The sequence below is a fragment of the Pseudomonas sp. H11T01 genome, assembly GCF_048515765.1.
In the GTDB taxonomy this organism is placed as follows: Bacteria; Pseudomonadota; Gammaproteobacteria; order Pseudomonadales; family Pseudomonadaceae; genus Aquipseudomonas.
On the sequence record NZ_JBLYED010000005.1, the window covers coordinates 242,764 to 265,046 of the forward strand.

The window sequence follows — 22,283 nt, forward strand, 5'->3', positions numbered from 1 at the left end:
GATGTTGCTTCCTTTCGCTACAAGCCCTGTAAGAGCCTCTGCAAGAATGCGCGGGAATTTATCAACTTTCGCTTCGCCTGGGAAGACCCAAAAAACATAAATTTGTTTGAAAACAGCCAGTTACTATTGATTGAGGTTAGGCACAATCCTCTCGGGGGCTTTTGAGCTTTCCAGTGGGCGCTGGAACGCCCAGGCCAGGCCAGTCTCCATCAAGGCTTTCCTGGCACCGGGCGAAATCAAAAACGCGGTTTGATCGCCTTCCACTCCGGCTTGTAACGCCGCATCTGTTTCACGTCATCGCGCTGCCGAATGCCGCAGGTCAGGTATTGGTCATGCAGCTTGCCCAGTTGGTCGTGATCTAGTTCCAGACCCAACCCGGGCGCACGCGTGATTTTCACGCAGCCATCGACGATGGGCAGCTTGCCGCCCTTGATCACCTCTTCATCCGGCTCCTGCCAGGGGTAATGCGTGTCGCAGGCATAATCCAGGTTGGGCACCGAGGCGGCTACATGCGCCATTGCCATCAGGCTGATGCCCAAGTGCGAGTTGGAATGCATGGACACTCCAAGGCCAAAGGTCTGGCACATTTTGGCCAGCGCCTGAGTGTCGCGCAGCCCCCCCCAATAGTGGTGGTCGGCGAGCACGATTTGCACGCTGTTCAACGCCACACTGCGGCGAAACTCATCGAAGTCAGTCACCACCATATTGGTCGCCAGCGGCAGGCCGGTGCGCTTGTGCAGATCGGCCATGCCCTCCAGGCCAGGCGTCGGATCTTCGTAATATTGCAAATCGTCGCCCAACAGTTCGGCCATGCGAATCGATGTTTCCAGGGACCAGTTGCCGTTCGGGTCGATGCGCAGCGGGTAACCGGGGAAGGCCTTTTTCAGCGCCTTGATGCACGACACTTCGTGTTCTGGAGGTAGCGTACCGGCCTTGAGTTTGATGCTCTTGAAACCATAGGTCTCGATCATGCGTCGCGCCTGCGCGACGATCTGCTCTTCGTTCAGGGCTTCCCCCCAACTGTCCGGTTTGTAAGGCGAGTCGACATGCTGGGCATACTTGAAAAACAGATAGGCACTGAACGGAATCTCGTCGCGAATCGCACCGCCCAGCAAGTCCACTAACGGCACGTTCAACGAATGTGCCTGTAGATCAAGGAAGGCCACTTCGAACGCCGAATACGCGTTGCTCACCGCTTTGCTGGCATGAGAGCCCGGCGCCAGTTCCGCACCGGCGATGCTGGCGGGTTTGTTCGCCGCCACGGTGGCCTGCACGATGGTGCGCAGCTGATTGAGGTTGAACGGATCGAGGCCGATCAACTGATCCTTCAGTTGTTGCTGGATCAACAGCGCCGGGGCATCGCCGTAGCTTTCGCCCAGGCCAATGTAGCCATTGTCGCTCTCGATCTCGATGATCGAACGCAGCGCGAAAGGTTCGTGAATACCGCTGGCGTTAAGCAGTGGCGGATCACGAAAAGCGATGGGGGTGACGGTGACTCGTTTGATTTTCAAGAGGCTGCTCCCTTTGGACCTGAACTCGAGGCTTGATGACGGATGGATTTTTTTGGCGCCGAGTCTTCGGCAGGTTTGCCGGTCAGCGAGCGGAGCGCGTCGCCACGCGGTGCAGTACGGGCGAAAAAGATCACCACGGCCGCCACCAGTGATGTGGCCGCCAGGCCGTACAGGCCGCCTTCGATGGAGCCGGTGGTCTGCTCCAGAAAACCGAACGCGGTGGGGGCCACAAAACCGCCAAGGTTGCCAATGGAGTTGATCAAGGCGATCACCGCGGCGGCGATGCGTGCGTCCAGGTAGCCTTGTGGAATTGGCCAGAACAACGCCGAGGCAGCCTTGAAACCAATGGCGGCAAAACAGATGGCGACAAAGGCGAAGATCGGTCCGCCCATGGTCGACATGAACATGCCGAACGCTGCAATCACCAGCGTCAATGCAACCCAGGCCTGCTGGTGTTTCCATTTGCTGGCCATCGCGGCGAAGCCATACATCGCGATGATCGAAATGATCCACGGAATCGAGTTGAACAAGCCGACCTGGAAGTCGCCGAGGTTGCCCATTTTTTTAATCATGCTCGGCAGCCAGAACGTGGCGCCATAGATGGTCAAGGCGATGGAAAAGTAGATGAAGCAGAACAACGCAATCTGCTTGTCGGCCAGCAGTTTGAACATCGACGGTTTGACCGTTTGCACGGCTTCGCGAGCCTGCTGTTCCAGCGCGATGGTTCCAACCAGTGCGCTCTTTTCTTCTTCGCTCAGCCATTTCGCTTCGCGCGGATGGGATTGCAGCCAGAACCAGACAAAACCGCAGAGCACGATGGAGGCAAAGCCTTCAATCAGGAACATCCACTGCCAGCCATGCAGGCTGAAACCGCTGACGTTCAGCAGCGCGCCGGATACCGGGCCGGAAATCACCGACGCAATGGCCGAACCGCTGAGGAAAATCGCCATGGCCTTGCCACGTTCGGTCGACGGTAGCCATTGGGTGAAGTAGTAAATGATGCCGGGGAAAAAACCCGCTTCGGCTGCACCGAGAACAAAACGCAGCACATAGAAGCTGGTCTCGCCGCGCACAAAGGCCATGGCCATGGCGGCTGCGCCCCAGGTGAACATGATGCGCGTCAGCCAGGCGCGAGCACCGTAGCGTTGCAGCAGCAGGTTGGAGGGGACTTCGAATATCGCGTAACCGATGAAAAACAGCCCGGCCCCCAAGCCATAGGCCGCAGCGCCAATGCCCAGATCGGTTTCCATGTGACTGCGCACGAAGCCGATGTTGACCCGGTCAATGTAGTTGACGATGAACATCACCACGAACAGCGGCAGCACATGGCGCTTCACCTTGGCCGCTGCACGGGCAAGCACAGTGGGGTCCGGCGGACTCTGGAGGGTATTCAAGGGGCAACTCCCGATCATTGTTTTTTTAGGGGCAAGCCGATCATGGACGCGCCAATTGATCCCGTCTAATCTAACTTGGCATTCGATTGATACCTGGATTAGATCAATGTTCGAGCTAACACAACTGCGTTGTTTCACTACCGTGGCGACCGAACTCAACTTCCGTCGTGCCGCCGAACGACTGAACATGACTCAACCGCCCCTCAGTCGACAGATTCGACTGTTGGAGCACCACCTGGGCGTCGAGCTATTCACCCGCACCACCCGCAGCGTCGCCCTGACCGCCGCCGGCCGCGCATTTTTCATCGAAGCACAGAACCTGCTGGAGCGCGCCCAGCAAGCCGCAGTGACCGCCCGGCGCTTCGCCGAAGGGGACATCGGCTCGGTCAACATCAGTTTCGTCGGCAGCGCGGTATACGAGTTCCTGCCCAAGGTCATCGCTGAAGCACGGCTTAAACAGCCTCAGGTCAAAATCGATCTATCGGAGATGAACACCTACCAGCAGCACGAAGCCCTACGCGCTCGCCGCATCGACCTGGGCATCGTCCGCGCACCTTTGCTGGAGCCGGGCTACGCCACCGAATGCCTGGTGCGCGAGCCGTTCGTATTGGCCGTCCCCAGCAACCACCGGCTGGCCAGTGCCGAAACCGTGTCCGTCAAAGACCTCGACGCCCAACCCTTCCTCATGTACTCCCACGCAGCCTATCCCCCGTTCAACGAACTGCTGACCGGCATGCTCCGCTCTGCCCGCGTCGCCCCGGAATACGTGCAATGGCTCGGTTCATCACTGACCATCCTGGCCTTGGTCAACGCGGGAATGGGATTGGCCCTGGTGCCGCGCTGCGCCACCAGCGTCGTGTTCAAGAACGTCGTGTTTCGTGATATCGATTTGGGGGAAGGCGTACAGAGCGAGCTGCATTTGATCTGGCGCGAGAACAATGACAACCCGGCATTTGCGATGTTGTTGGACGGGATTCGCAAGGCTGTGAGGGAGGGATGGGGAGTATAAATACTGTCCGATCCCCAGGTATCGAGGTAGACGACACTTTGGAGATTGCAGAGCAGACAGAGGTTGGATCACCCTCTGCCGGTGCCAGCCACACAGCTCGCTAACCGGCCATTTTCTGCCGGTCGGGATCGGCTGCGCTGGGTCGCTGGCAGCCGGTCACGCCAATTTGATGGAGCCGCCCTGGATGTCGTCGCGCGCCAATCGCAAGTCATTGGCGTCCTGATTGAGCCGGTGAATCAGGTTGAGCAACCGCTGGCGCAACACCTCGTCCTTGAGCTGCTCAGTTGCGCGCATTACATCCAGCGCCGCGGCCTCGTTGTTGGCGGCGACTGAGTCGAGCAGTTTGCGCATGCTGCGTGATGGCCGATTCATCTCTAGAACCCTTGGTTTCCGTTGACGCGGATCATACGGCCCGAATGTTTCGCCAGTGTTTCAGTTGTGGCCATAGCCACTGTGATAAACGACGGCAACGCGAGTAATGTTAGTCATGGTGCTTTCCTCAGAAGTGATCAAGTGGGTCCACCCATGATTTGCTGCGGATTTAGAGTGATCATCTACCGATCAAAATCGATTGACGCACCATGCTTCATGGCCTACTCGTTCGAGGATTTGGAACATGTTGTCGATTGAAGACCTCACCCTCCTTGAAGCCATCCGGGAAACGGGCAGCCTGTCGCGGGCCGCCGCACGCCTTGGCAAGGCGCCTTCGACAATCTCCTACGCTGCGCGGCAACTGGAAGAGCGCTTTGACGCTCTGCTGTTTGATCGGCGTCGCTATCGCTTGCAACTGACACCCGCCGGGGAGTTATTGGTGAATGAAGCTGCGCGACTGATGCAGGACGTATCACGACTGACTCAGCGAGTGCAGCAGGTAGCCAATGGATGGGAGAGCCGCTTGTGGATCGTCACCGATGAACTCCTGGAGTTCGAAGCGTTGATCCCGGCAATTCACGAGTTCGATGCGCTGGAATCCGGTGTGCCGCTGCGGGTGACCCATGAAGTATTGAAGGGGGTCTGGGAAGCCCTGCGCGAAGGCCGCGCGGATCTGATTATCGGCGCCACCAACGAGCCTCCGGCCATCCCGACATTGCGCTGGATGCAACTGGGCGAAATGGAATGGGTGTTCGCTGTCTCGGCGAAACATCCCCTCGCCAAAGCAAAGGAGCCGATTTCAAGGGCAATAGTTGCGCAACACCGGGCGATTGTCGTAGCCGACTCGTCGAGAGCCACTGAAGGCAGCACCTATGGCGTATCCGGAGGGCAATCTGTGCTCGCCGTGCCAAGCATGCGCGCGAAAATCCTGGCCCAGTGCGACGGCCTCGGTGTTGGCTGGTTGCCGAGACATCGGGTCGGGTCGTTGCTGAAAAAAGGCACGCTGATTGAAAAACAGATGGCCGACCCACGAGAGCCCAATATCCTCTACGCCGGCTGGCGAGGGGATCATGACGGCCGCGCCCTCGGATGGTGGCTCGAAAAACTGAAACAGAGCTACTTTTCCAAGAGGCTGGTTCAAGGGAATGACTCGTTTATTTAATAACGTCCTCGCTCGGTTTAATGAGCCGTTCTCACCTCTGCCCCCCCATCATTCGCGTCGATGTTCACCATCGACCCAATGAAGTTCTCATAAAAATTCTGACGCGTAACATCCGCTCCATACCCAACCAATAGCACTCCGGAGCACACCACCATGAAACGCCAAATCATCCTCAGCATTGCTTTCTCGGTACTTGCAGCCAACGCTTTTGCTGCTTCCTCGGCTCACCCGGTCATCGCTGAAGGTGGTTCCGACCGCCTGATCGAAAGTCGCGTCGCCGAAGGTGGCTCGGATCGTCTGATCGAAAGCCGTGTTGCTGAAGGTGGTTCGGATCGTCTGATCGAAAGCCGCGTTGCTGAAGGTGGTTCGGATCGTCTGATCGAGAGCCGTGTGGCTGAAGGTGGCTCGGATCGTCTGATCGAGAGCCGTGTGGCTGAAGGTGGCTCGGATCGTCTGATCGAAAGCCGCGTCGCTGAAGGTGGTTCGGATCGTCTGATCGAAAGCCGCGTCGCTGAAGGTGGTTCGGACCGTCTGATCGAAAGTCGCGTTGCTGAAGGTGGTTCCGATCGTCTGACTCAGAATCGTGCATGAATGGCCTGTCTGCGGTACTCAACGAAAAGCCCGGCTTAATCAGCCGGGCTTTTTTTATGGGCGCTGCTAAAAGCGCAGAAAACCGTTTACCCCGTCAGCGGCCCGAAGCCCGAGCCATGCAGCGCTGATGACGTTCGTCGACCCGTTTGGCATACCAGGCTGTAGTGAGTTTGCGGGTGATTTTCGGGCTTTGCAGCAGGATGCCCGGCAGTACCGCCCGTGGCAGTGGCTTGCCTTCGGCCTTTTCGGCCAGGGCGAACACTCGTTCGTAGAGCGTGCTGTCTTCGAATTCGAGGCTTTTGCCCTGCTCCAGCTGACTTCTGATCGTCGGGTTACGCATGTCCAATTGCTTGCCCAAGGTGCGCACCGCCAACTCCGTCGCCCCGGGCATGATGGCGCCAGGGCGGATCAGATCGCCGTCAAGTTCCAGGGGTATGCCCGAAGCGCGACTGACGGCGCTCTGGAAAGCGGCATTGCGGCTGGCGTACCAACCGGCATTGAAATCAGCGAAGCGGTACAGCGGTTTGGAGTAACTCACCGGATAACCCAGCAAATGCGCGATACCGAAGTACATGCCGCCGCGACGGCTGAACACTTCGTGGCGAATCGAACCCTCCACAGGATAGGGATAGGCCCGTGCCTGGGATTGGGCAAAGTCGATGCTGACTTGCATCGGCCCGCCGGTATGCACCGGATTGAAGTTCCCGAAGAGACTGCGGCCCATCGGCACCATGCCGATGAAGTCGTCGAAAATGGCGCTGAGCTCCTTTTCGGTACGCGCGGCACTCAGGCGATCGCTGTAACTCTTGCCGTTGGGCGAGCGAACCTGCAAAGCGGCGCTCACCAATAAAGCGGGAACATGGGCGGCGGCGGCACGGCGGTCGATCTCATCCCGCGCGATTTTCCCCAGCCCTGGTACCACAGGATCGACCTGAAAAGTGGACTCCTGCTCAGCCACTGCCAGCACGGAACAAAGGTTTTCCGTGGTCGGTGCAATGCCTTGCGCCGCGAACGCCGCATAAATGTCGGTGGCCCAGCCCTCACGATCAACCGTCTTCGCCGGCAATAGCCGAACAATCTTCGCCTTCACCTCGGCCGGTCGTGCAGGCGACTCCTGAGTGCGCTGACTGCCGCAACCGGCCAGCATCAGAAGCATGGCGATACCCATGATGAATCGATTTGATCGCATGTGTCCCCGAATGGCGTTGGGCTAATGGAGCGACTATGAACAAAGCCGCCGCGGATATCGACCCTTGCGTCGAATGGCTGTTCAATGCCGGGAATCTATTCAACTGCTCAACTCGCAACATAGGCGCACAATCAACGGCATGGAATTGATCTCTACCTGAGGGCAACGACATGAAACGCTGTGACGTTCTGATAATCGGGGCCGGCCCGACGGGGCTGGTTCTGGCGCTCTGGCTCAGCAAGCTTCGGATCAAGGTGCGGATCCTCGACAAGACCGCCGTGCCAGGCACGACATCGCGAGCCCTGGCGGTCCAGGCGCGAACCCTAGAGCTCTACCGTCAGCTCGACCTCGCAGACGCCATTGTGCAACGCGGTCACACGGTGCCTGCGGCCAACCTCTGGGTCAAAGGCGAACCGGTTGCGCGTTTGCCGTTCGAGACTATTGGCAAGGATCTGACGCCTTATTCTTTCCTCGAAATGTACCCTCAGGACGAACACGAACAACTGCTGATCGAACGTCTGGAAATGTTCGGCGTTTCGGTCGAGCGCGAAACCGAACTGAAGAACTTCGAGGAGGCCGACGGTTACCTCACCGCGCACTTGATCAACGCTCATGGGCAGGAAGAGACCTGCGAAGCCCGTTATCTCGCGGGTTGCGACGGCGCCCGTTCGACGGTGCGCAAAACCCTTAATACGGGTTTTCCCGGGGGCACCTATCAGCAGGTTTTCTATGTCGCCGATGTGGACGCAGCAGGTCCACCGATCAACGGTGAACTGCACGTGGACCTCGACGAAGCAGACTTCCTCGCAATCTTCCCCCTGGCAGATGCAGGTCGTGGACGTGCCCGGTTGATCGGGACGGTACGCGACGAGCGCGCCGAACACGCCGAGACGCTCAAGTTCGAGGACGTCAGCAGCCGGGCCATGGAGCATCTCAAGGTTCAAGTGCTCAAGGTGAACTGGTTTTCCACCTATCGTGTGCATCACCGGGTGGCGGACCACTTCCGCAGCGGACGAACGTTCCTGCTGGGCGACGCCGCGCATGTCCACAGCCCCGCCGGTGGTCAGGGGATGAACACCGGGATTGGCGATGCGATCAATCTCGCCTGGAAACTCGCCGCCGTGCTGAAGGGCAACGCTTCGGACACCCTGCTGGAGAGTTATGAAACCGAGCGCATTGAATTTGCCCGGCGACTGGTGGCAACCACCGATCGGGTGTTCAGCTTCGTCACCGCCGATGGGCCCATTGCCAACATTGTGCGTACACGCCTGGCGCCGTTACTGCTCGCCAAGGCCACCTCACTGGCAGTGGTACGCGAATTTATGTTCCGCACGATTTCGCAGATCACCCTGAACTATCGAGGGATGCCCCTGAGCACCGGCAGTGCCGGCGACGTTCATGGGGGTGATCGGTTGCCCTGGGCGCACGATGGCGATTTCGACAACTTCGACACCCTGTCGAGCCTGTCCTGGCAGGTCCATGTGTATGGGCTTGCCAGCGACCCATTGGTTGCATGGTGCACTGAGCACGGCATAGCGCTGCACATTTTTCCTTGGGGACCGGCCCCTGAAGCGGCCGGTCTTGCGCGCAATGCCTTCTATCTGCTGCGACCCGACACCTACGTGGCGATCGCTGAACTGTCCAGCGATCCAAAGGTGCTTGAGCGTTACTTCAACGCGCGCGGGATCCAGCCAGGGCCCTAGTGGCCTATGTGATTAGTCATCATGGAGCCAACCTTGGCTGCAGCCATTTGCTGAACAGACGGGTCACCCGTGGCATGAACACATAGACGACCAACAGCACGATGCTCAGGGTGATCAGCACATTGCTCTGCACGTAACCACCCAGCCAGGGTTGCCAGGCGAACAGTGGCTTCCACAGCATCGGCACCAAAAAACTCAGCGGAAGGATCACCAGAAAGGTTATGCAGGCCTGTTTCCAGCGAGGCGGCGGGCCTTGCCCTTCATCGACCGGCGTAAACCAGAACTCACGGTCGGCGTTGACTTCGATTTGATCACCATCGGCCAACAGTGGCTGCGCTTCTGATACCAACTGCTGGCGATCTTCCGAATCCAGCCAGTGCTGCAATTGCGCAGTCGAGGCGAAGCGCAACACAGAGGTGAACAGTGCCAGCCCACCGTTTTGCCCGCGCATCACATCAATGCCCAGATGCCCCGGATAACCACGGGCAATCGCGATAGTGCGGCGCAACCAGGCTTCATACTCCTCATCCCGGCCCTGTTTGACTCTGTGCCGCACCAGCAGCGTTACCACCCCATCCGATACCTCGATGTTCATGCCTGGCTCCTCCCGATCGTGATCGTGGATCAGCTTAGTCCAAGCCAGGAGACAGGCCTGGGCGTTGTCGGTTTTGACGAACGCCCCAGTACAACGCCCAGCGTTTATGGCACAACGCAGCGCCTTACCAGAGCGCGATGTCATAGGTGAAATACACTCGATTACTGTCGCGACCACGGGAGAAGTCCGAGCGGTACACGTAGTTGCGCAGTTTCACCCCCAGCCCTTTGAAAGTGCCACTCTGGACGACATAGGCCACCTCCGCATCGCGCTCCCATTCGCGAACGTTTGAGTTCGACTTGCCATCGTCGCCTTTCAAATAGCGGGTCATGAACGTCAGCCCCGGCATCCCGAGCGGCGCAAAGTCGTAGCCATAACTGAGCATCCAGGTTTTTTCGTCCTCCTCAATGAACTTGCCGACGCCGACGTTACTGAACGAGTAGACGGTGGCCCCGTTGACAAAGGGCAAACCTGCGTCACCGCTGAGTTTTTGATAACCGGCACCCAGGGCGTGGCCGGAGATGGCATAGGAAAGCTGGCCGCTGAGCATATCGTTGTCGATCTTGCCGCCATAGGCAGTCCCGGCATCGGAACTGTGGAAGTAACGCAAGTCACTGGTCAGTACGCCGGAGCCCAAGGGCAGATCGTGCTGGATACCGGCAAAGTTCTGGCGGTAGAAGTTTTCCAGTTCCCCGTAAAAATAACTGAGGCGTATGTTTTTGCCGAGTTTGTAATCGGCCCCGGCAAAACTGAAATCGCCCCCCTTGGTGCCTGAGTAGCCATCTGGAACGATCGAGCGGCTGTCGCTGGAGTCCCTCAATTTGAATTGATCGAGGTGACCGCCCGTGAGGGTCAGATTGTCGATATCGGTGCTGGTGATTTGGGCACCTTCATAGGTCTGCGGTAACAAGCGTGCATCGTTGTAGATCAACACGGGGGTTTTGGGCAGCAAGGTGCCATATTTGACTGTGGTTTTAGCCAGCTTCGCCTTGGCCGTCAGCCCTGCACTAGAGAATTCGTCGGCAGCGCGGCCATCGTCATGTACCGGCAACAAACCAGTGCCGCTGCGCCCGCGCCCGGAGTCGAGTTTGACCCCGAGCAAGCCCAGGGCATCGACACCAAAGCCGACGGTTCCTGGGGTAAAGCCCGACTGAAAATCGAGCAGAAAGCCTTGAGCCCATTCCGTGCGTTCACTCTTGGCGGTGCGAGCAGAACGCGCACTCAAGCCGTGCTCATCACGGAAATTTTCATTGATGTAGACATTGCGCAATTGCAGCTTCAACTTGCTGTCGTCAATGAAGTCGGTGGCGCCGGCACCGGCCACTGGCAACAGGCTCAGAAGAGGAAGGATGGCCCCACGGGTCAGAAAACTGGTCATGTCGAACTACTCATTGTTGTTATAGAGGATGCACGTCGCCGCACGCCCTGCTGGAGGGGCGCGTGGGAAAACACCGGGGTGAATCAGGAAGTCAGGCGAGTAGCGTCAAAGCGCCGGTCAGCAAGGCGAGCACCGTAACCACCAGAGAGGTGAGCACGGCCCATTTGACGGTGGCTTTCTGGAAGTCACCGATGTCGCGGTCGACCATGCCGACCAACAACAAGGTCGAGGCCACCAACGGGCTCATCAGATGGACCGGCTGGCCCAGAATCGAGGCCCGGGCGATCTCCACCGGGCTGATGCCATAGGCTGCGGCAGCATTGGCCAGGATCGGCACCACGCCAAAATAGTAGGCATCGTTGGACAGGACGAAGGTCAGCGGCATACTGGTGATCGCAACCACCAACGGAAACAGATGACCCCAGGACGGCGGGATCCAGTCGACCAGTGTTTGCGCCAGGGCGTCGACCATTTTGGTGCCCGAGAAAATGCCGGCGAAGATGCCCGCCGCGAACACCAGCAGCACCACGGTCATGGCATTGCCCGAGTGAGCAAGGATGCGTTCTTTCTGAATGTCCAGTTGCGGGTAGTTGATCAGCAGCGCCAGGACGAAGCCGATCAGAAACAGGATCGCCGAGTGCATCAGGCCCATGACCAGCGCGGTCATGACCGCGATCACCAGCAACAGGTTCACGTAGGCCAATTTTGGCCGTTTGTGCGGCGTGTCTTCAAGAATTGCCTCGATGTAGCAGTCCCCGCCGCCGCTCTGCAATTGGGTGCTACCGATACGTTTACGCTCGGCTCGACCCAACAGAAACGCAGTAAAAACCACCCACAGTGCACCGCCGATCATGGTCGGCAACAACGGGATGAAGTACGCCCCGGCATCGAGCCCCAGCGCGGCAATCGCTCGCGTAGCCGGACCGCCCCAAGGCGTCATGCCGCTCATGATGCTGAGTGAGAGCATGGAAATCGTCGCCAGAATCATAGGATTCATACCGATACGCTTGTACAACGGAAGCATTGCGGCGCAGGTGATCATGTAGGTGGTGGTGCCGTCGCCATCCAGGGCCACGGTCAGAGACAGCAGCGCGGTGCCGACGGCAATTTTCATCGGGTCGCCATTGACTCGCTTGAGGATCTTTCTGATCAGGGGATCGAACAGCCCCGAGTCGATCATCAAACCAAAAAACAGAATGGCGAACAGCAAGAGTGCCGCAGAAGGTGCGACCGTTTTCAGGCCGTCGAGCATCATCTTTCCGGTGGTGCCACCAAAACCACCAATCACGGCAAATACGATGGGCACGATCGTCAAGGCAACGATCGGGGACAAACGCTTGGTCATGATCAGGTAGGTGAACACGACCACCATGGCCAAGCCGAGTAAAGCAAGCATAGACATCTCTCTTGTTGTTATAGATAGCGTGGCCGACGTGAAGGCGAACGAGCCCGTGCCCGCCAGGCGACGCGATAAACGGCGCCTGGCAGCAGGTCTTTATGTTTTGAGTTTTTTTGCAGCGCCCCGCAGACGACTAGATGTGTTTGGGCGCCTCGACGCGGTCCCACGCTTGATCAGCCGCAGGCAGAGCTATTTTTCCGTCGAGTGCCTGGAGCAAGACTTCGCGGTCGCAGGCGTTCTCGGACAGCGAAATCACCACTGTCGCCACGGCGTTGCTCGCCAGGCTGGTCAGCGCCCGGGCTTCGGACATGAAGCGGTCGATGCCGATCAGCAACGCCAGCCCTGCCAGCGGAATGTCATGGATCACGCTGAGCGTGGACGCCAGTGCGACGAAGCCACTGCCTGTCACCCCCGCCGCGCCTTTGGAGGACAGCAACATGATCGCCAGCATGGTCAGGGTTTGCGTCAGTGTGAGGTCGATGTTGCACGCCTGAGCGATGAACACGGCTGCCAACGACAGGTAGATCGCCGTACCGTCAAGGTTGAACGAATACCCGGTTGGCAACACCAGACCCACTACGCCTTTGCTGCAACCCAGCGCCTGAAGTTTTTCCAGCATGCGCGGCATGACCGGCTCGGTGGACGACGTCCCGAGCACCACCAAAAACTCTTCACGCAAGTAACGCAGCAGTTTCCACAAGCTGAAGCCATGGGCACGACAGATGCTGCCCAGCACCACGAAGACAAAGAAGCCGCAGGCGATGTACAGGGTCATGATCAACTTGGCCAGCGAGCCCAGCGAAGTGATGCCGTATTCTCCGACGGTGAACGCCAGAGCGCCAAAAGCACCGATTGGAGCAAAACGCATCAGGTAGGAAAATATCTTGAAGACCATCTGCGACGCGGACTCAAGCACATCGAGCACCGGCTTGCCGCGCTCGCCCAGCGAGGACAAGGCAAAACCGCAGAGCACCGCAATGAACAACACCGGCAGGACTTCACCCTTGTTGAAGGCTCCGATAAAGGTGTCCGGAATGATGTGCATGAAAAACTCGACCACGCCCAGCTTGGCGGCGGACTCGGTGTATTGCGTCAGCCCGGACGTGCTCAACTGGCTCGGATCGATATTCATGCCCACGCCCGGTTTAAACACATAGACCGCCACCAGACCGATGATCAGGCTGATCACGGTCAGCCCCAGAAACAGCAGCATAGTCTTGCTCAGCAGGCGCCCGAGGGAACGCTTGTCACTCATCCCGGCAATGCCGGTCACGATAGTGCAGAACACCACCGGCGCAATCATCATCTTGATCAGTTTGATGAAAGCATCACCCAGTGGTTTCAGGGCGATGGCTTGCTGGGCCCAGAAGTGGCCGACCACCACGCCCAGGAGCACGGCACAGATGATCTGGAAGTACAGCGATTTAACGACTTTCATGGCATCACCCATTTTTAGAATTGTTCTGATGCAGAACTGCAGTGACTGCGTGCGGTACGAGGATTAGCTGGCGAGTCGTTGAGAAACAGGTGCGTACACAAAGCCAGAAAACAGCCTTCGTGCGGTACGAACGACCGAAGCGCGAATGGTCTCACCGTTTGTGCCTGTGTAGGACAATACGACATCGATTCCGCCACTGGGGTGTTCTATCCGAACCTGTTGCACGCGAGGCTCGGTGGTCGCACCGAGCATCTGCGCAACCACACTGCCCTCGCTGACGCAGGCCGTTGCCAGCCCGATAGAACCGGTGATCGCCAAAGCACGATGGCAGTTGTGCGGCATAAAGTAGCGAACCTGCAAGGTGCCCCCGGCCTTGGCCGGTGAAACCAGCACTGGCTTGGGAATGACCTTGTCGCTGACGTCGCCCAGGCCCATGGCCATACCCGCACGCAAACGCAACGCCTCCAGGCGACGCAGGAAGTCCTTGTCCGCATCCAGTTCGGCCGGTGTCTCGTCACCGCGCTTGCCAAGGTGCCTGGCTTCGATGATCAGCATCGGCATGGCCATGTCGATACAGGTCACCGGGATACCATCGAACCAGTCCAGGGTCTGCCCGGTCGGAAACAGCTTGCCGGTCTTGCTGCCGGCGGCATCAAGGAATGTCAGTTGAACCGGGGCCGCTGTGCCAGGCACGCCATCGATGGCAGTCTCGCCTTCGTAGCTGACTTTGCCATCCGGTGTCTGCACATCGGAGGTGACGAACGTCCCGGTATTGAGATTGCGAATGCGCACACGGGTCAGATTGCTGACAGCCTTGACCAAGCCCTGCTCGATTGCGAAAGGCCCTACTGCACACAACATGTTGCCGCAGTTGGGCGCGGTATCCACCCGACGCTGCGAAACCATGACCTGCACGAACAGATAGTCGACATCGGCATCAGGGTGCAAAGAAGGACTGACGATTGCGACCTTGCTGGTTTGCGGACTTCCGCCACCGATGCCATCGATTTCAAGTTCGTGGCCGGAGCCCATCACAGAGAGCAACAGCTCATCGCGTTCTTCAATCGATACAGGCAGATCCCAGGCCAGAAATACCGGTCCTTTTGAGGTACCACCGCGCATCAGTACACAAGGAATTCGTTGCATAGCCACTGACTCTTGTTGATCAATCGGGGCAATTGATGTCTTGGAAACAAGAGTGTCAGGGTTTTAAAAGTGTTTCCAATGCAAATATCAGAGCTATTATTGTGTTTGACGCATGAAATAATTAAAGTTCGCCACGTCGTCAGCAGTCCTCTTCTGAAGAGATAAAAAATGGAATATGAACTTCAAGATATCCGATCTTTCGTGAAAATCGCCGAGCTCGGCAGTTTCCATGAGGCTGCGGACGCCTTGCATCTGTCTCAACCAGCACTGAGCAGGCGGATAAAAAAGCTTGAAGAGGGCTTGGGCACCATGCTCCTGGACAGAACCACCCGCAAAGTCAGCCTGACCAGCGTCGGGCGCGACTTTCTGCCAAAAGCACGGCGACTGCTGGATGACTTTGACGATTCGATCCTGAACATCCGCGAGCTGGCGGAACGGCAAATCGGCCAGGTGACCCTGGCCTGTATTCCTACCGCCGCGTTCTATTTCTTGCCGTCGGTGATTCGTCTTTACAACGAGCGATACCCGAAAATTCGCATACGCCTGCTGGATCTCAGTGCCAACGAAGGGCTGGAAGCGGTGCTGCGAGGCGAAGCGGATTTTGGTATCAACATGATGAGCGGCCAGCACCCGGACATCGAGTTCGTGTCCTTGGTCAACGAACCGTTTGTGCTGGCCTGCCGCCGCGATCATGAATTGGCTGAGCGAACCTCCGTCACCTGGTCCGAGCTGAGTGCTTACCGCCTGATCGGCGTTGGGCGCCTGAGCGGAAACCGGATGTTGCTGGACCATGCCCTGTCAGGCCTGAGCTGGCGCCCTCAGTGGTTTTACGAGGTGCAGCACTTATCAACATCACTGGGTATGGTCGAAGCCGGTTTGGGCGTCTCCGCCATGCCCAGCCTGGCAATGCCTGCGGCTGACCATCCAACACTGGTGAGCGTCCCGCTGATAGAACCGGTGGTCAACCGAACCCTGGGCCTGGTCTATCGACGGGGCGCGTCGTTATCGCCAGCGGCGGAAAAGTTCGTGTCCATACTGTTGGAGCAGTGGCCGCATTGATTGTGCTGGCCTCAGGTCAAATCCCGCTCAATGCCAAATCCATCGCAAAGTAGGTGAAGATCAGGTCCGCACCCGCGCGTTTGATCGCGCCCAGGCTTTCTCGAACGATCCGTTCTTCGTCTATCGCGCCAGCCGCAGCGGCGAACTTGATCATCGCGTATTCGCCACTCACCTGATAAGCCGCCAACGGCAGCCGCGAGGCCTCACGAATATCGCGGATGATGTCCAGATAAGCGCCCGCGGGTTTGACCATCAAGGCGTCGGCACCTTCCTGTTCATCCAGTAGCGACTCGCGCACCGCTTCGCGGCGATTCATCGGGTTCATCTGGTAGCTTTTGCGGTCGCCCTTGAGCGCGCTGCCGCCGGCTTCGCGGAACGGGCCATAGAGCGCCGAAGCGAATTTGGTCGAGTAGGCCATGATCGCAGTGTTGCTGAAACCAGCCTCGTCGAGGGCCCGGCGGATGGCCTGGACTTGGCCGTCCATGGCCGCAGACGGTGCAATGATATCCGCCCCGGCACGGGCCGCCGCGACCGCCTGTTTGCCCAGGTTGATCAGCGTTTTGTCGTTGTCGACCTCCTCACCGTGCATCACGCCGCAATGGCCGTGATCGGTGTACTCGCAAAAGCAGGTGTCGGACATGACGATCATGTCCGGCACCGCATCCTTGCAGATGCTCGCCATGCGCGAGACCAGACCGCGCTCATTCCACGTATCGCTGCCCGCGCCATCCAAATGATGAGACACGCCGAAGGTCATCACCGACTTGATGCCGGCCCGCGCATAACGCTCGATTTCGCCCGCCAGTTTCGACTCAGGAATACGCATCACGCCGGGCATGCTTTTGATCGGGACAAATTCGTCGATTTCTTCCTCAACGAAAATCGGCAGCACCAGATCGTTCAGTGTGAACTCGGTTTCCTGGAACAGGCTGCGCAGGCTGGCGGAACGTCGCAGACGACGTGGACGTGCTTCTGGGAACTGGCTGGACATTGGTTTTCCTGAAGGGAGGCCAAGGATGTAAACGAGACGAACGTCTTGAGGGATGAGAGCTTATGCCCGCCTCCCGGAACGACACAAACGTCACTTCAGAAAGAGTTTATTACCGTTTTCGTAACAATGGCGGGTTACGCCGTAGGGATGGTCCCGCCATCGATCACGTATTCCGTGCCGGTAATCGACCCTGCACGCGAGGAAACCAGAAAGGCAATCAGATCGGCGACTTCAGACGGTTTTGCCGGTCGACCCAACGGAATACCGCCCAATGAATTCATGATGATCTGCCGGCCACCCTCTTCGTCCGTACCGCTTTGTCGGGCCACTTCCTGGACCAGCCTCACTGCGGCATCGGTTTCCACCCAGCCCGGTGCGACCCGTACCACCCGCACGCCTTGGGGGCTGACTTCTTTAGATAGGCTTTTGCTGTAAGTCGAGAGCGCGGCCTTGGCCGCCGCGTAGGCGGTCGTTGACTCCGGCAGCGGCAGTTGGCGCTGAATCGAGGTGACATGAACAATCACACCGGAGCCTTGGGCAAGCATCCCGGGAAGCAGTGCGCGATCCAGGCGTACCGCCGCCAATAGATTCTGATCCAGTGCGTGCTGCCATTGCTGATCATCCAGCACCGCGAAACCACCGGCCGGCGCAGAGGAACCGCCCACCACGTGAACAATAATGTCGAGCGCGCCAAAACGCTCGCTGACAGCTTTTGCGACCCTGGCGCAGCCTTCTGCCGTGGACACATCGGCCACGACAAATGCGTCATCCGCAAGATTCTCAGGCCGGGAGCGCGCGGTGGTCAGCACCGTTGCGCCGCATTCACGCAGACGCTTGACCACCGCCTCGCCGATACCTTTGGTGCCGCCGGTGACCAGTGCGCGCAGACCTTGCAACTCCAGTTCGGCATTCATGAGCCAATCCCCAGCGAAACAATCCGGCCCTGTTGCAGGACAAAGCGGTAAGTGACCTCGACCGGGCTGCCCGGGAAATTTCCGGCGAGCCGGGCGCGCACCAGCGTAGTGCCTTCCTCTTGCGAGACACTCAGGGGCTCGACGCTATAGCGGTACTTGGCCTGTGCCGCTTGTTTCCAGGCTTTAATGGCGTCCAGTCCCTGATACACCTGCCCTTCATCGCGGACCTTGGCGTCGCTGGCAAAACAGCGTTCTATGACAGTGGAATCGGTGGTTTTCTCACCCGAAAAATACTCGGCAAGGGGTTCAGGCAGCACAATGCTCATCGCTCTTTCCTCGATTGTTCAGTGAGGGTTGCATGGCCTGAATGTGCGCTATAGGTTTATCCCTGACAAGAACGCACGAAAAGGTAAGTCAGGCACCCATGAGTAAGGTCTATACCCCGGCTACCGCGGCGAACGCTGTGGAAACCGCGCTCAAACAACTGGAAGGACGCTGGAAACTGGTAATCCTTTTCCACCTGTTCGGTGGCCAGGTGCAGCGCTTTTCCGAGTTCGAGCGCTTGATCCCCGATATCTCGCAAAAAATGCTCGCTCAGCAACTGCGTCAGCTGGAAGCCGCAGGCATTGTGCAGCGCACGGTATATCCGCACGTGCCACCGAAAGTCGAATACCGGATGACAGAATGGGGCCAGAGCCTGTGTCCGGTGCTGGATGCGCTGTTGAAGTGGGCAGCGCTTGGGCCGGTCTCTGAAGGCATATCCGGCGCAAGCGACATCCACTAAGATCGTCCCTTGCTAAAGGCTCAACGTGCCCTCGATACAGGTCACCGTCGAACCGCCGATCCAGATCTCATCGCCGATCTGCTCGACATGAATTCTCCCGGCACGGCCCATTGTCAGGCCCTGGCTCACCACGTAAGACGAGGGCGCCAGGCCTTTGCTCAATAGCCATTGTGCGACGCCAGCATTCAGGCTGCCGGTGGCAGGATCTTCAGGCGCACCGTCACCGGAAATGAACGCGCGCACTTCAAACTGCGCATCAATGTCGTCCCGCTCTGGGCAGCAGGGTGCGATAACGCCCACGGCCAGCCCACGCAACTGCGCATAATCGGGCTCCAACGCCAACACCTGCGCACGATCAGCGAGCATCAGCACCAACCAACCGGCACCGTTGTCGACCCACTGCGCATCCGTAATCGTCCCCTCCTCCAGACCCAGCCCAAGACGAACACGCTCCACCAGATCAGCGTCCACGGGACCGGATCTCAGCAACGGTGGTGCGAGAAAGGCAAGATCGTCACCCTGTCGACGGATCCGCACCAGGCCGACGCCGCATTCCTGAATGATCTCCTCGCCTTTGGGAATTCCTCCGGCCTCAAGCCAGGCATGGCAAGTCCCGAGGGTCGGATGGCCGGCGAACGGCAGCTCTTGCAAGGTGGTGAAGATCCGCACCCGGTAGTCGGCCCGGGGATCACGCGGTTCCAGCACGAACGTAGTTTCGCTGAGGTTGGTCCAGCTCGCGAAAGCGGCCATGCGCTCATCGCTCAGCTCGTCAGCGCCGAACACCACAGCCAGGGGATTGCCCTTGAGCGGCCTGCGACTGAAGACGTCCACTTGTTTGAAATCGAATTGACTCATTGTCCATCCTGGTCATGATGAAAATTACTTGGGAATTTCGAGACCGCGCACAACCGCCGGCCGTGCCACGAAGCGCTCCAGCACCCGCAAGACATTGGGATAGTCCTTGATGCCCACCAGATCCCCGGCCTCGTAAAACCCGATCAGGTTGCGCACCCATGGGAAGGTCGCAATATCAGCGATGGTGTAACGATCGCCCATGATCCAGTTGCGGCCGATCAGGCGCGCTTCAAGCACATTCAGCAGACGCTTGGTCTCTGCGACATAACGGTCGCGGGGGCGTTTGTCTTCGAAATCCTTGCCGGCAAACTTGTTGAAGAAGCCGACCTGGCCAAACATCGGGCCAATACCCGACATCTGAAACATCAGCCACTGGATCGTCTCGTAGCGCGCCGCCGACTCTTGAGCCAGGAGTTGCCCGCTTTTGTCGGCGAGGTAGATCAGAATGGCGCCGGACTCGAACAGTGCCAGCGGTTGATCGCCCGGGCCGTGCGGGTCGATGATCGCCGGGATTTTGTTGTTGGGGTTGAGCGACATGAACTCGGGAGACAGTTGATCGTGGGTGTCAAAGCCCACACGGTGCGGCTCGTAAGGCAGCCCGATCTCTTCGAGCATGATCGACACCTTGACGCCGTTGGGGGTCGGCAAGGAATAGAGCTGGATCCACTCAGGGTACTGGGCAGGCCATTTTTGGGTGATGGGGAACGTAGAGAGATCGGTCATGGTGAATGTCCAATGACGGTGTTGTTTGAGGATTGAGCCGCGCGCGGGGTTGTCACGGCGGGCTGATTATAGACACAGCCCTATCGGCTCTTCTAAATTCCAAAACGGGTTGTCGATAACCTCCCCATCCGCCATTCTTCAGCTCGGATAACGTACGCCCTCAATGACATGGAAAACCACACAACACCGCACGCTCGCGGTGGACAGGCTAGTCAGCCTTAATCGAATACGCGGAAGATCAACTATTCAATGAAGATTCCAGGGAATATCACCAAACACTTGAAACACCGCTCTTATATTTTCTTTGCTGCGCTGCTGGTGGCTGGCGCGTTGTTCCTGGCCTTTGAGGCCAGTGAAACCCGTGCGCAACCGGCTGACGGAACCCAGACCCTGGTGTTCCTGCGCCATGCCGAAAAACCCGCTGGCGGCCTTGGGCAGTTGAATTGCCAAGGCCTGAACCGCGCCATTGATCTGGCGACGTTGTTGCCGGAAAAGTTCGGCAAGGCCAATTACGTGTTTGCCGCCAACCCGACGCGTAATGTCAAGGAAGGCGAACAGGACAACGCTTACAGTTACATCCGCCCTTTAATGACGATCAATCCCAGCGCGATAAAACTCGGGTTGCCGGTGAACATCAGTTTCTCGGCCAACGACACCAGCGATCTGGCCGACGAATTGCTGCAGAACAAGTACCACAACTCGATCATCTACACCGCCTGGTCCCACGGCTACCTGCCCAAATTGATCAACACAGTGGCTAAAGAGGCCGTCGGCGAAAAACGCCCCATTATCGAAGACTGGGAGTCCAACGATTTCGACTCGCTGTATGTGCTGACGCTGACCTGGCATAACGGTAAGGCCACCTTGGTCAGCCACAGCTACAAGCAAGGGCTGGACAATGGGTCGCAGGATTGTCCGACATAAACTATCGACTGCAGCCCACATGCAGTGGGATCAACAGGGTTAACTGCGGTGAGCTATGATGCACCGTAATTCCTTACTGCCCGGATCCCCTCCATGCCCATCTCCTCCGCAGTCCCCGCTCGGGGCTTGTCGCTCTGGTGGAAACCCATCCTGTTCGTGCTGGTGGCCTGCATTGGCCTCTATTACGTCAAATGGTCCCCGTACTACCTCAAGGCCTTCGTAGCCGCCGACAATCACAGCATTGGCGCATCGATCCTCAACGATCAACAGACCCAACCGCTGGCCGCTGCCTTGGCCTACGCCAAGGTGTATTTCCTGGCGATCTGGAAAGCCGCAGTCCTGGCGGTGATCCTCGGTTCGCTGTTGCAAGTACTGATCCCGCGGGACTGGCTGCTGCGGCTGTTCGGCCGCGCCGGTTTTGCCTCGACCTTGCGCGGCGGGCTATTCGCGCTGCCGGGGATGATGTGCACCTGCTGCGCTGCGCCAGTGGCTGCAGGCATGCGTCGTCAGCAAGTATCAGTCGGCGCGGCGCTGGCGTTCTGGATCGCCAACCCGGTGCTGAACCCCGCGACGCTGGTGTTCATGGGCTTCGTGCTGGGTTGGGGTTTTACCGCACTGCGGCTGGTGGCAGGCATCGTATTGGTCCTGGTCGTGTCCTTGGTGGCGCAACGCATCTCTGGCCCCGATCACATGCCTGAAGCAGCGCTGGACGCCGTGGCTGAAGCCAGCACAATAGACTCACAACCGTTCCTGACGCGCTGGGGGCGGACCTTGTGGCAGCTGTTCTGGAGCACTATTCCGGTCTATATCCTGGCCGTTCTGGTGCTGGGCGCCGCCCGCGTCTGGATGTTCCCCCACGTCGATGGCGCGATGGCCGACAGCCTGCTCTGGCTGGTGCCGCTGGCCATCGTCGGCACGCTATTCATGATCCCCACTGCCGCAGAAATCCCGATCGTACAAACCATGATGGCCATGGGCATGGGCACCGCCCCGGCGGTCGCGCTGCTGATGACCTTGCCGAGCATCAGCCTGCCGTCGCTGCTGATGCTGCGCAAGGACTTCGACACCCGGGTGCTGGTGGCCGTGGCGGTGCTGACCATGCTGATCGGTGTAATCTGCGGCCTGGTGGGTGCAGCGCTGCTTTAA

General features: G+C 58.5%; 22 protein-coding genes. 8 read left to right on the forward strand and 14 right to left on the reverse strand.

The annotated features are described in order from the left end of the window. Nucleotides 1-236 precede the first annotated feature (236 nt). Together ACN1C3_RS09045 and ACN1C3_RS09050 are read right to left on the reverse strand one after the other, a co-directional pair. Nucleotides 237-1,511, reverse strand: a complete 1,275-nt coding sequence (locus tag ACN1C3_RS09045; protein ID WP_419115466.1) for a glucarate dehydratase family protein — start codon at nt 1,509-1,511, stop codon at nt 237-239. Continuing rightward, the gene (locus ACN1C3_RS09050) at nt 1,508-2,905 is read right to left on the reverse strand and encodes an MFS transporter (RefSeq protein WP_419115467.1); all 1,398 of its coding nucleotides are present in this window, start codon (nt 2,903-2,905) and stop codon (nt 1,508-1,510) included. The genes ACN1C3_RS09045 and ACN1C3_RS09050 overlap by 4 nt, the downstream gene beginning before the upstream one ends. Nucleotides 2,906-3,011: 106 nt before the next feature. Here ACN1C3_RS09050 and ACN1C3_RS09055 point away from each other — a divergent pair, with 106 nt between their 5' ends. Beyond that, entirely contained in the window at nt 3,012-3,914 is a 903-nt protein-coding gene (locus ACN1C3_RS09055) for a LysR substrate-binding domain-containing protein (RefSeq protein WP_419115468.1), read from the forward strand. A gap of 156 nt (nt 3,915-4,070) precedes the next feature. Here the strand turns inward: ACN1C3_RS09055 and ACN1C3_RS09060 are convergent, their stop codons facing one another. Beyond that, the gene (locus ACN1C3_RS09060) at nt 4,071-4,286 is read right to left on the reverse strand and encodes a hypothetical protein (RefSeq protein ID WP_419115469.1); all 216 of its coding nucleotides are present in this window, start codon (nt 4,284-4,286) and stop codon (nt 4,071-4,073) included. Nucleotides 4,287-4,530: 244 nt separating this feature from the next. Here ACN1C3_RS09060 and ACN1C3_RS09065 point away from each other — a divergent pair, with 244 nt between their 5' ends. Next, a complete protein-coding gene (locus ACN1C3_RS09065) occupies nt 4,531-5,448 on the forward strand; it encodes a LysR family transcriptional regulator (protein WP_419115470.1) in 918 nt (305 codons plus the stop codon). Nucleotides 5,449-5,601: 153 nt separating this feature from the next. Next, nucleotides 5,602-6,039: a phage infection protein gene (locus ACN1C3_RS09070; RefSeq protein WP_419115471.1), complete on the forward strand. Its 438-nt coding sequence runs from the start codon at nt 5,602-5,604 to the stop codon at nt 6,037-6,039. Nucleotides 6,040-6,133: 94 nt separating this feature from the next. Here the strand turns inward: ACN1C3_RS09070 and ACN1C3_RS09075 are convergent, their stop codons facing one another. Then, entirely contained in the window at nt 6,134-7,228 is a 1,095-nt protein-coding gene (locus ACN1C3_RS09075) for a DUF1615 domain-containing protein (protein ID WP_419115472.1), read from the reverse strand. A 170-nt stretch (nt 7,229-7,398) separates the two neighbouring features. Here ACN1C3_RS09075 and ACN1C3_RS09080 point away from each other — a divergent pair, with 170 nt between their 5' ends. Continuing rightward, nucleotides 7,399-8,931, forward strand: a complete 1,533-nt coding sequence (locus ACN1C3_RS09080; protein WP_419115473.1) for an FAD-dependent monooxygenase — start codon at nt 7,399-7,401, stop codon at nt 8,929-8,931. A 19-nt stretch (nt 8,932-8,950) separates the two neighbouring features. On the opposite strand, the gene ACN1C3_RS09085 is transcribed toward ACN1C3_RS09080, so the two are convergent. The 5 genes from ACN1C3_RS09085 to ACN1C3_RS09105 all read right to left on the reverse strand — a co-directional run bounded on the left by ACN1C3_RS09085 (nt 8,951) and on the right by ACN1C3_RS09105 (nt 14,887). Next, on the reverse strand, nt 8,951-9,526 hold the full coding sequence (locus tag ACN1C3_RS09085; RefSeq protein ID WP_419115474.1) for an antibiotic biosynthesis monooxygenase: 576 nt from the start codon (nt 9,524-9,526) through the stop codon (nt 8,951-8,953). Between the two features lie 124 nt (nt 9,527-9,650). Continuing rightward, on the reverse strand, nt 9,651-10,904 hold the full coding sequence (locus tag ACN1C3_RS09090; protein WP_419115475.1) for an OprD family porin: 1,254 nt from the start codon (nt 10,902-10,904) through the stop codon (nt 9,651-9,653). A gap of 91 nt (nt 10,905-10,995) precedes the next feature. Next, nucleotides 10,996-12,300 carry a CitMHS family transporter gene (locus ACN1C3_RS09095; RefSeq protein ID WP_419115476.1) on the reverse strand — a complete coding sequence of 435 codons (1,305 nt, stop codon included), beginning with the start codon at nt 12,298-12,300 and terminating at the stop codon, nt 10,996-10,998. A 136-nt stretch (nt 12,301-12,436) separates the two neighbouring features. Then, nucleotides 12,437-13,753: a C4-dicarboxylate transporter DctA gene (gene dctA / locus ACN1C3_RS09100; RefSeq protein ID WP_419115477.1), complete on the reverse strand. Its 1,317-nt coding sequence runs from the start codon at nt 13,751-13,753 to the stop codon at nt 12,437-12,439. A 51-nt stretch (nt 13,754-13,804) separates the two neighbouring features. Then, nucleotides 13,805-14,887: a 4-oxalomesaconate tautomerase gene (locus ACN1C3_RS09105; protein ID WP_419115478.1), complete on the reverse strand. Its 1,083-nt coding sequence runs from the start codon at nt 14,885-14,887 to the stop codon at nt 13,805-13,807. Nucleotides 14,888-15,055: 168 nt separating this feature from the next. On the opposite strand from ACN1C3_RS09105, the gene ACN1C3_RS09110 reads away from it, so the two are divergent. After that, nucleotides 15,056-15,946: a LysR family transcriptional regulator gene (locus ACN1C3_RS09110; RefSeq protein ID WP_419115479.1), complete on the forward strand. Its 891-nt coding sequence runs from the start codon at nt 15,056-15,058 to the stop codon at nt 15,944-15,946. A 16-nt stretch (nt 15,947-15,962) separates the two neighbouring features. Here the strand turns inward: ACN1C3_RS09110 and hemB are convergent, their stop codons facing one another. The 3 genes from hemB to ACN1C3_RS09125 all read right to left on the reverse strand — a co-directional run bounded on the left by hemB (nt 15,963) and on the right by ACN1C3_RS09125 (nt 18,177). Next, on the reverse strand, nt 15,963-16,937 hold the full coding sequence (gene hemB, locus ACN1C3_RS09115; protein ID WP_419115480.1) for a porphobilinogen synthase: 975 nt from the start codon (nt 16,935-16,937) through the stop codon (nt 15,963-15,965). 134 nt (nt 16,938-17,071) lie between these two features. Beyond that, nucleotides 17,072-17,851, reverse strand: coding sequence for an SDR family oxidoreductase (locus ACN1C3_RS09120; RefSeq protein WP_419115481.1), 780 nt, complete (start codon nt 17,849-17,851; stop codon nt 17,072-17,074). Beyond that, on the reverse strand, nt 17,848-18,177 hold the full coding sequence (locus tag ACN1C3_RS09125; RefSeq protein ID WP_419115482.1) for a nuclear transport factor 2 family protein: 330 nt from the start codon (nt 18,175-18,177) through the stop codon (nt 17,848-17,850). The genes ACN1C3_RS09120 and ACN1C3_RS09125 overlap by 4 nt, the downstream gene beginning before the upstream one ends. Before the next feature lie 98 nt (nt 18,178-18,275). On the opposite strand from ACN1C3_RS09125, the gene ACN1C3_RS09130 reads away from it, so the two are divergent. Then, on the forward strand, nt 18,276-18,635 hold the full coding sequence (locus tag ACN1C3_RS09130) for a winged helix-turn-helix transcriptional regulator (RefSeq protein WP_419115483.1): 360 nt from the start codon (nt 18,276-18,278) through the stop codon (nt 18,633-18,635). A gap of 12 nt (nt 18,636-18,647) precedes the next feature. On the opposite strand, the gene ACN1C3_RS09135 is transcribed toward ACN1C3_RS09130, so the two are convergent. Together ACN1C3_RS09135 and ACN1C3_RS09140 are read right to left on the reverse strand one after the other, a co-directional pair. Continuing rightward, nucleotides 18,648-19,490, reverse strand: a complete 843-nt coding sequence (locus ACN1C3_RS09135; protein ID WP_419115484.1) for a PhzF family phenazine biosynthesis protein — start codon at nt 19,488-19,490, stop codon at nt 18,648-18,650. Nucleotides 19,491-19,514: 24 nt separating this feature from the next. Next, nucleotides 19,515-20,213 carry a glutathione S-transferase C-terminal domain-containing protein gene (locus tag ACN1C3_RS09140; RefSeq protein ID WP_419115485.1) on the reverse strand — a complete coding sequence of 233 codons (699 nt, stop codon included), beginning with the start codon at nt 20,211-20,213 and terminating at the stop codon, nt 19,515-19,517. A 249-nt stretch (nt 20,214-20,462) separates the two neighbouring features. Here ACN1C3_RS09140 and ACN1C3_RS09145 point away from each other — a divergent pair, with 249 nt between their 5' ends. Then, nucleotides 20,463-21,137: a histidine phosphatase family protein gene (locus ACN1C3_RS09145; protein WP_419115486.1), complete on the forward strand. Its 675-nt coding sequence runs from the start codon at nt 20,463-20,465 to the stop codon at nt 21,135-21,137. 93 nt (nt 21,138-21,230) lie between these two features. After that, on the forward strand, nt 21,231-22,283 hold the full coding sequence (locus tag ACN1C3_RS09150; RefSeq protein WP_419115487.1) for a permease: 1,053 nt from the start codon (nt 21,231-21,233) through the stop codon (nt 22,281-22,283).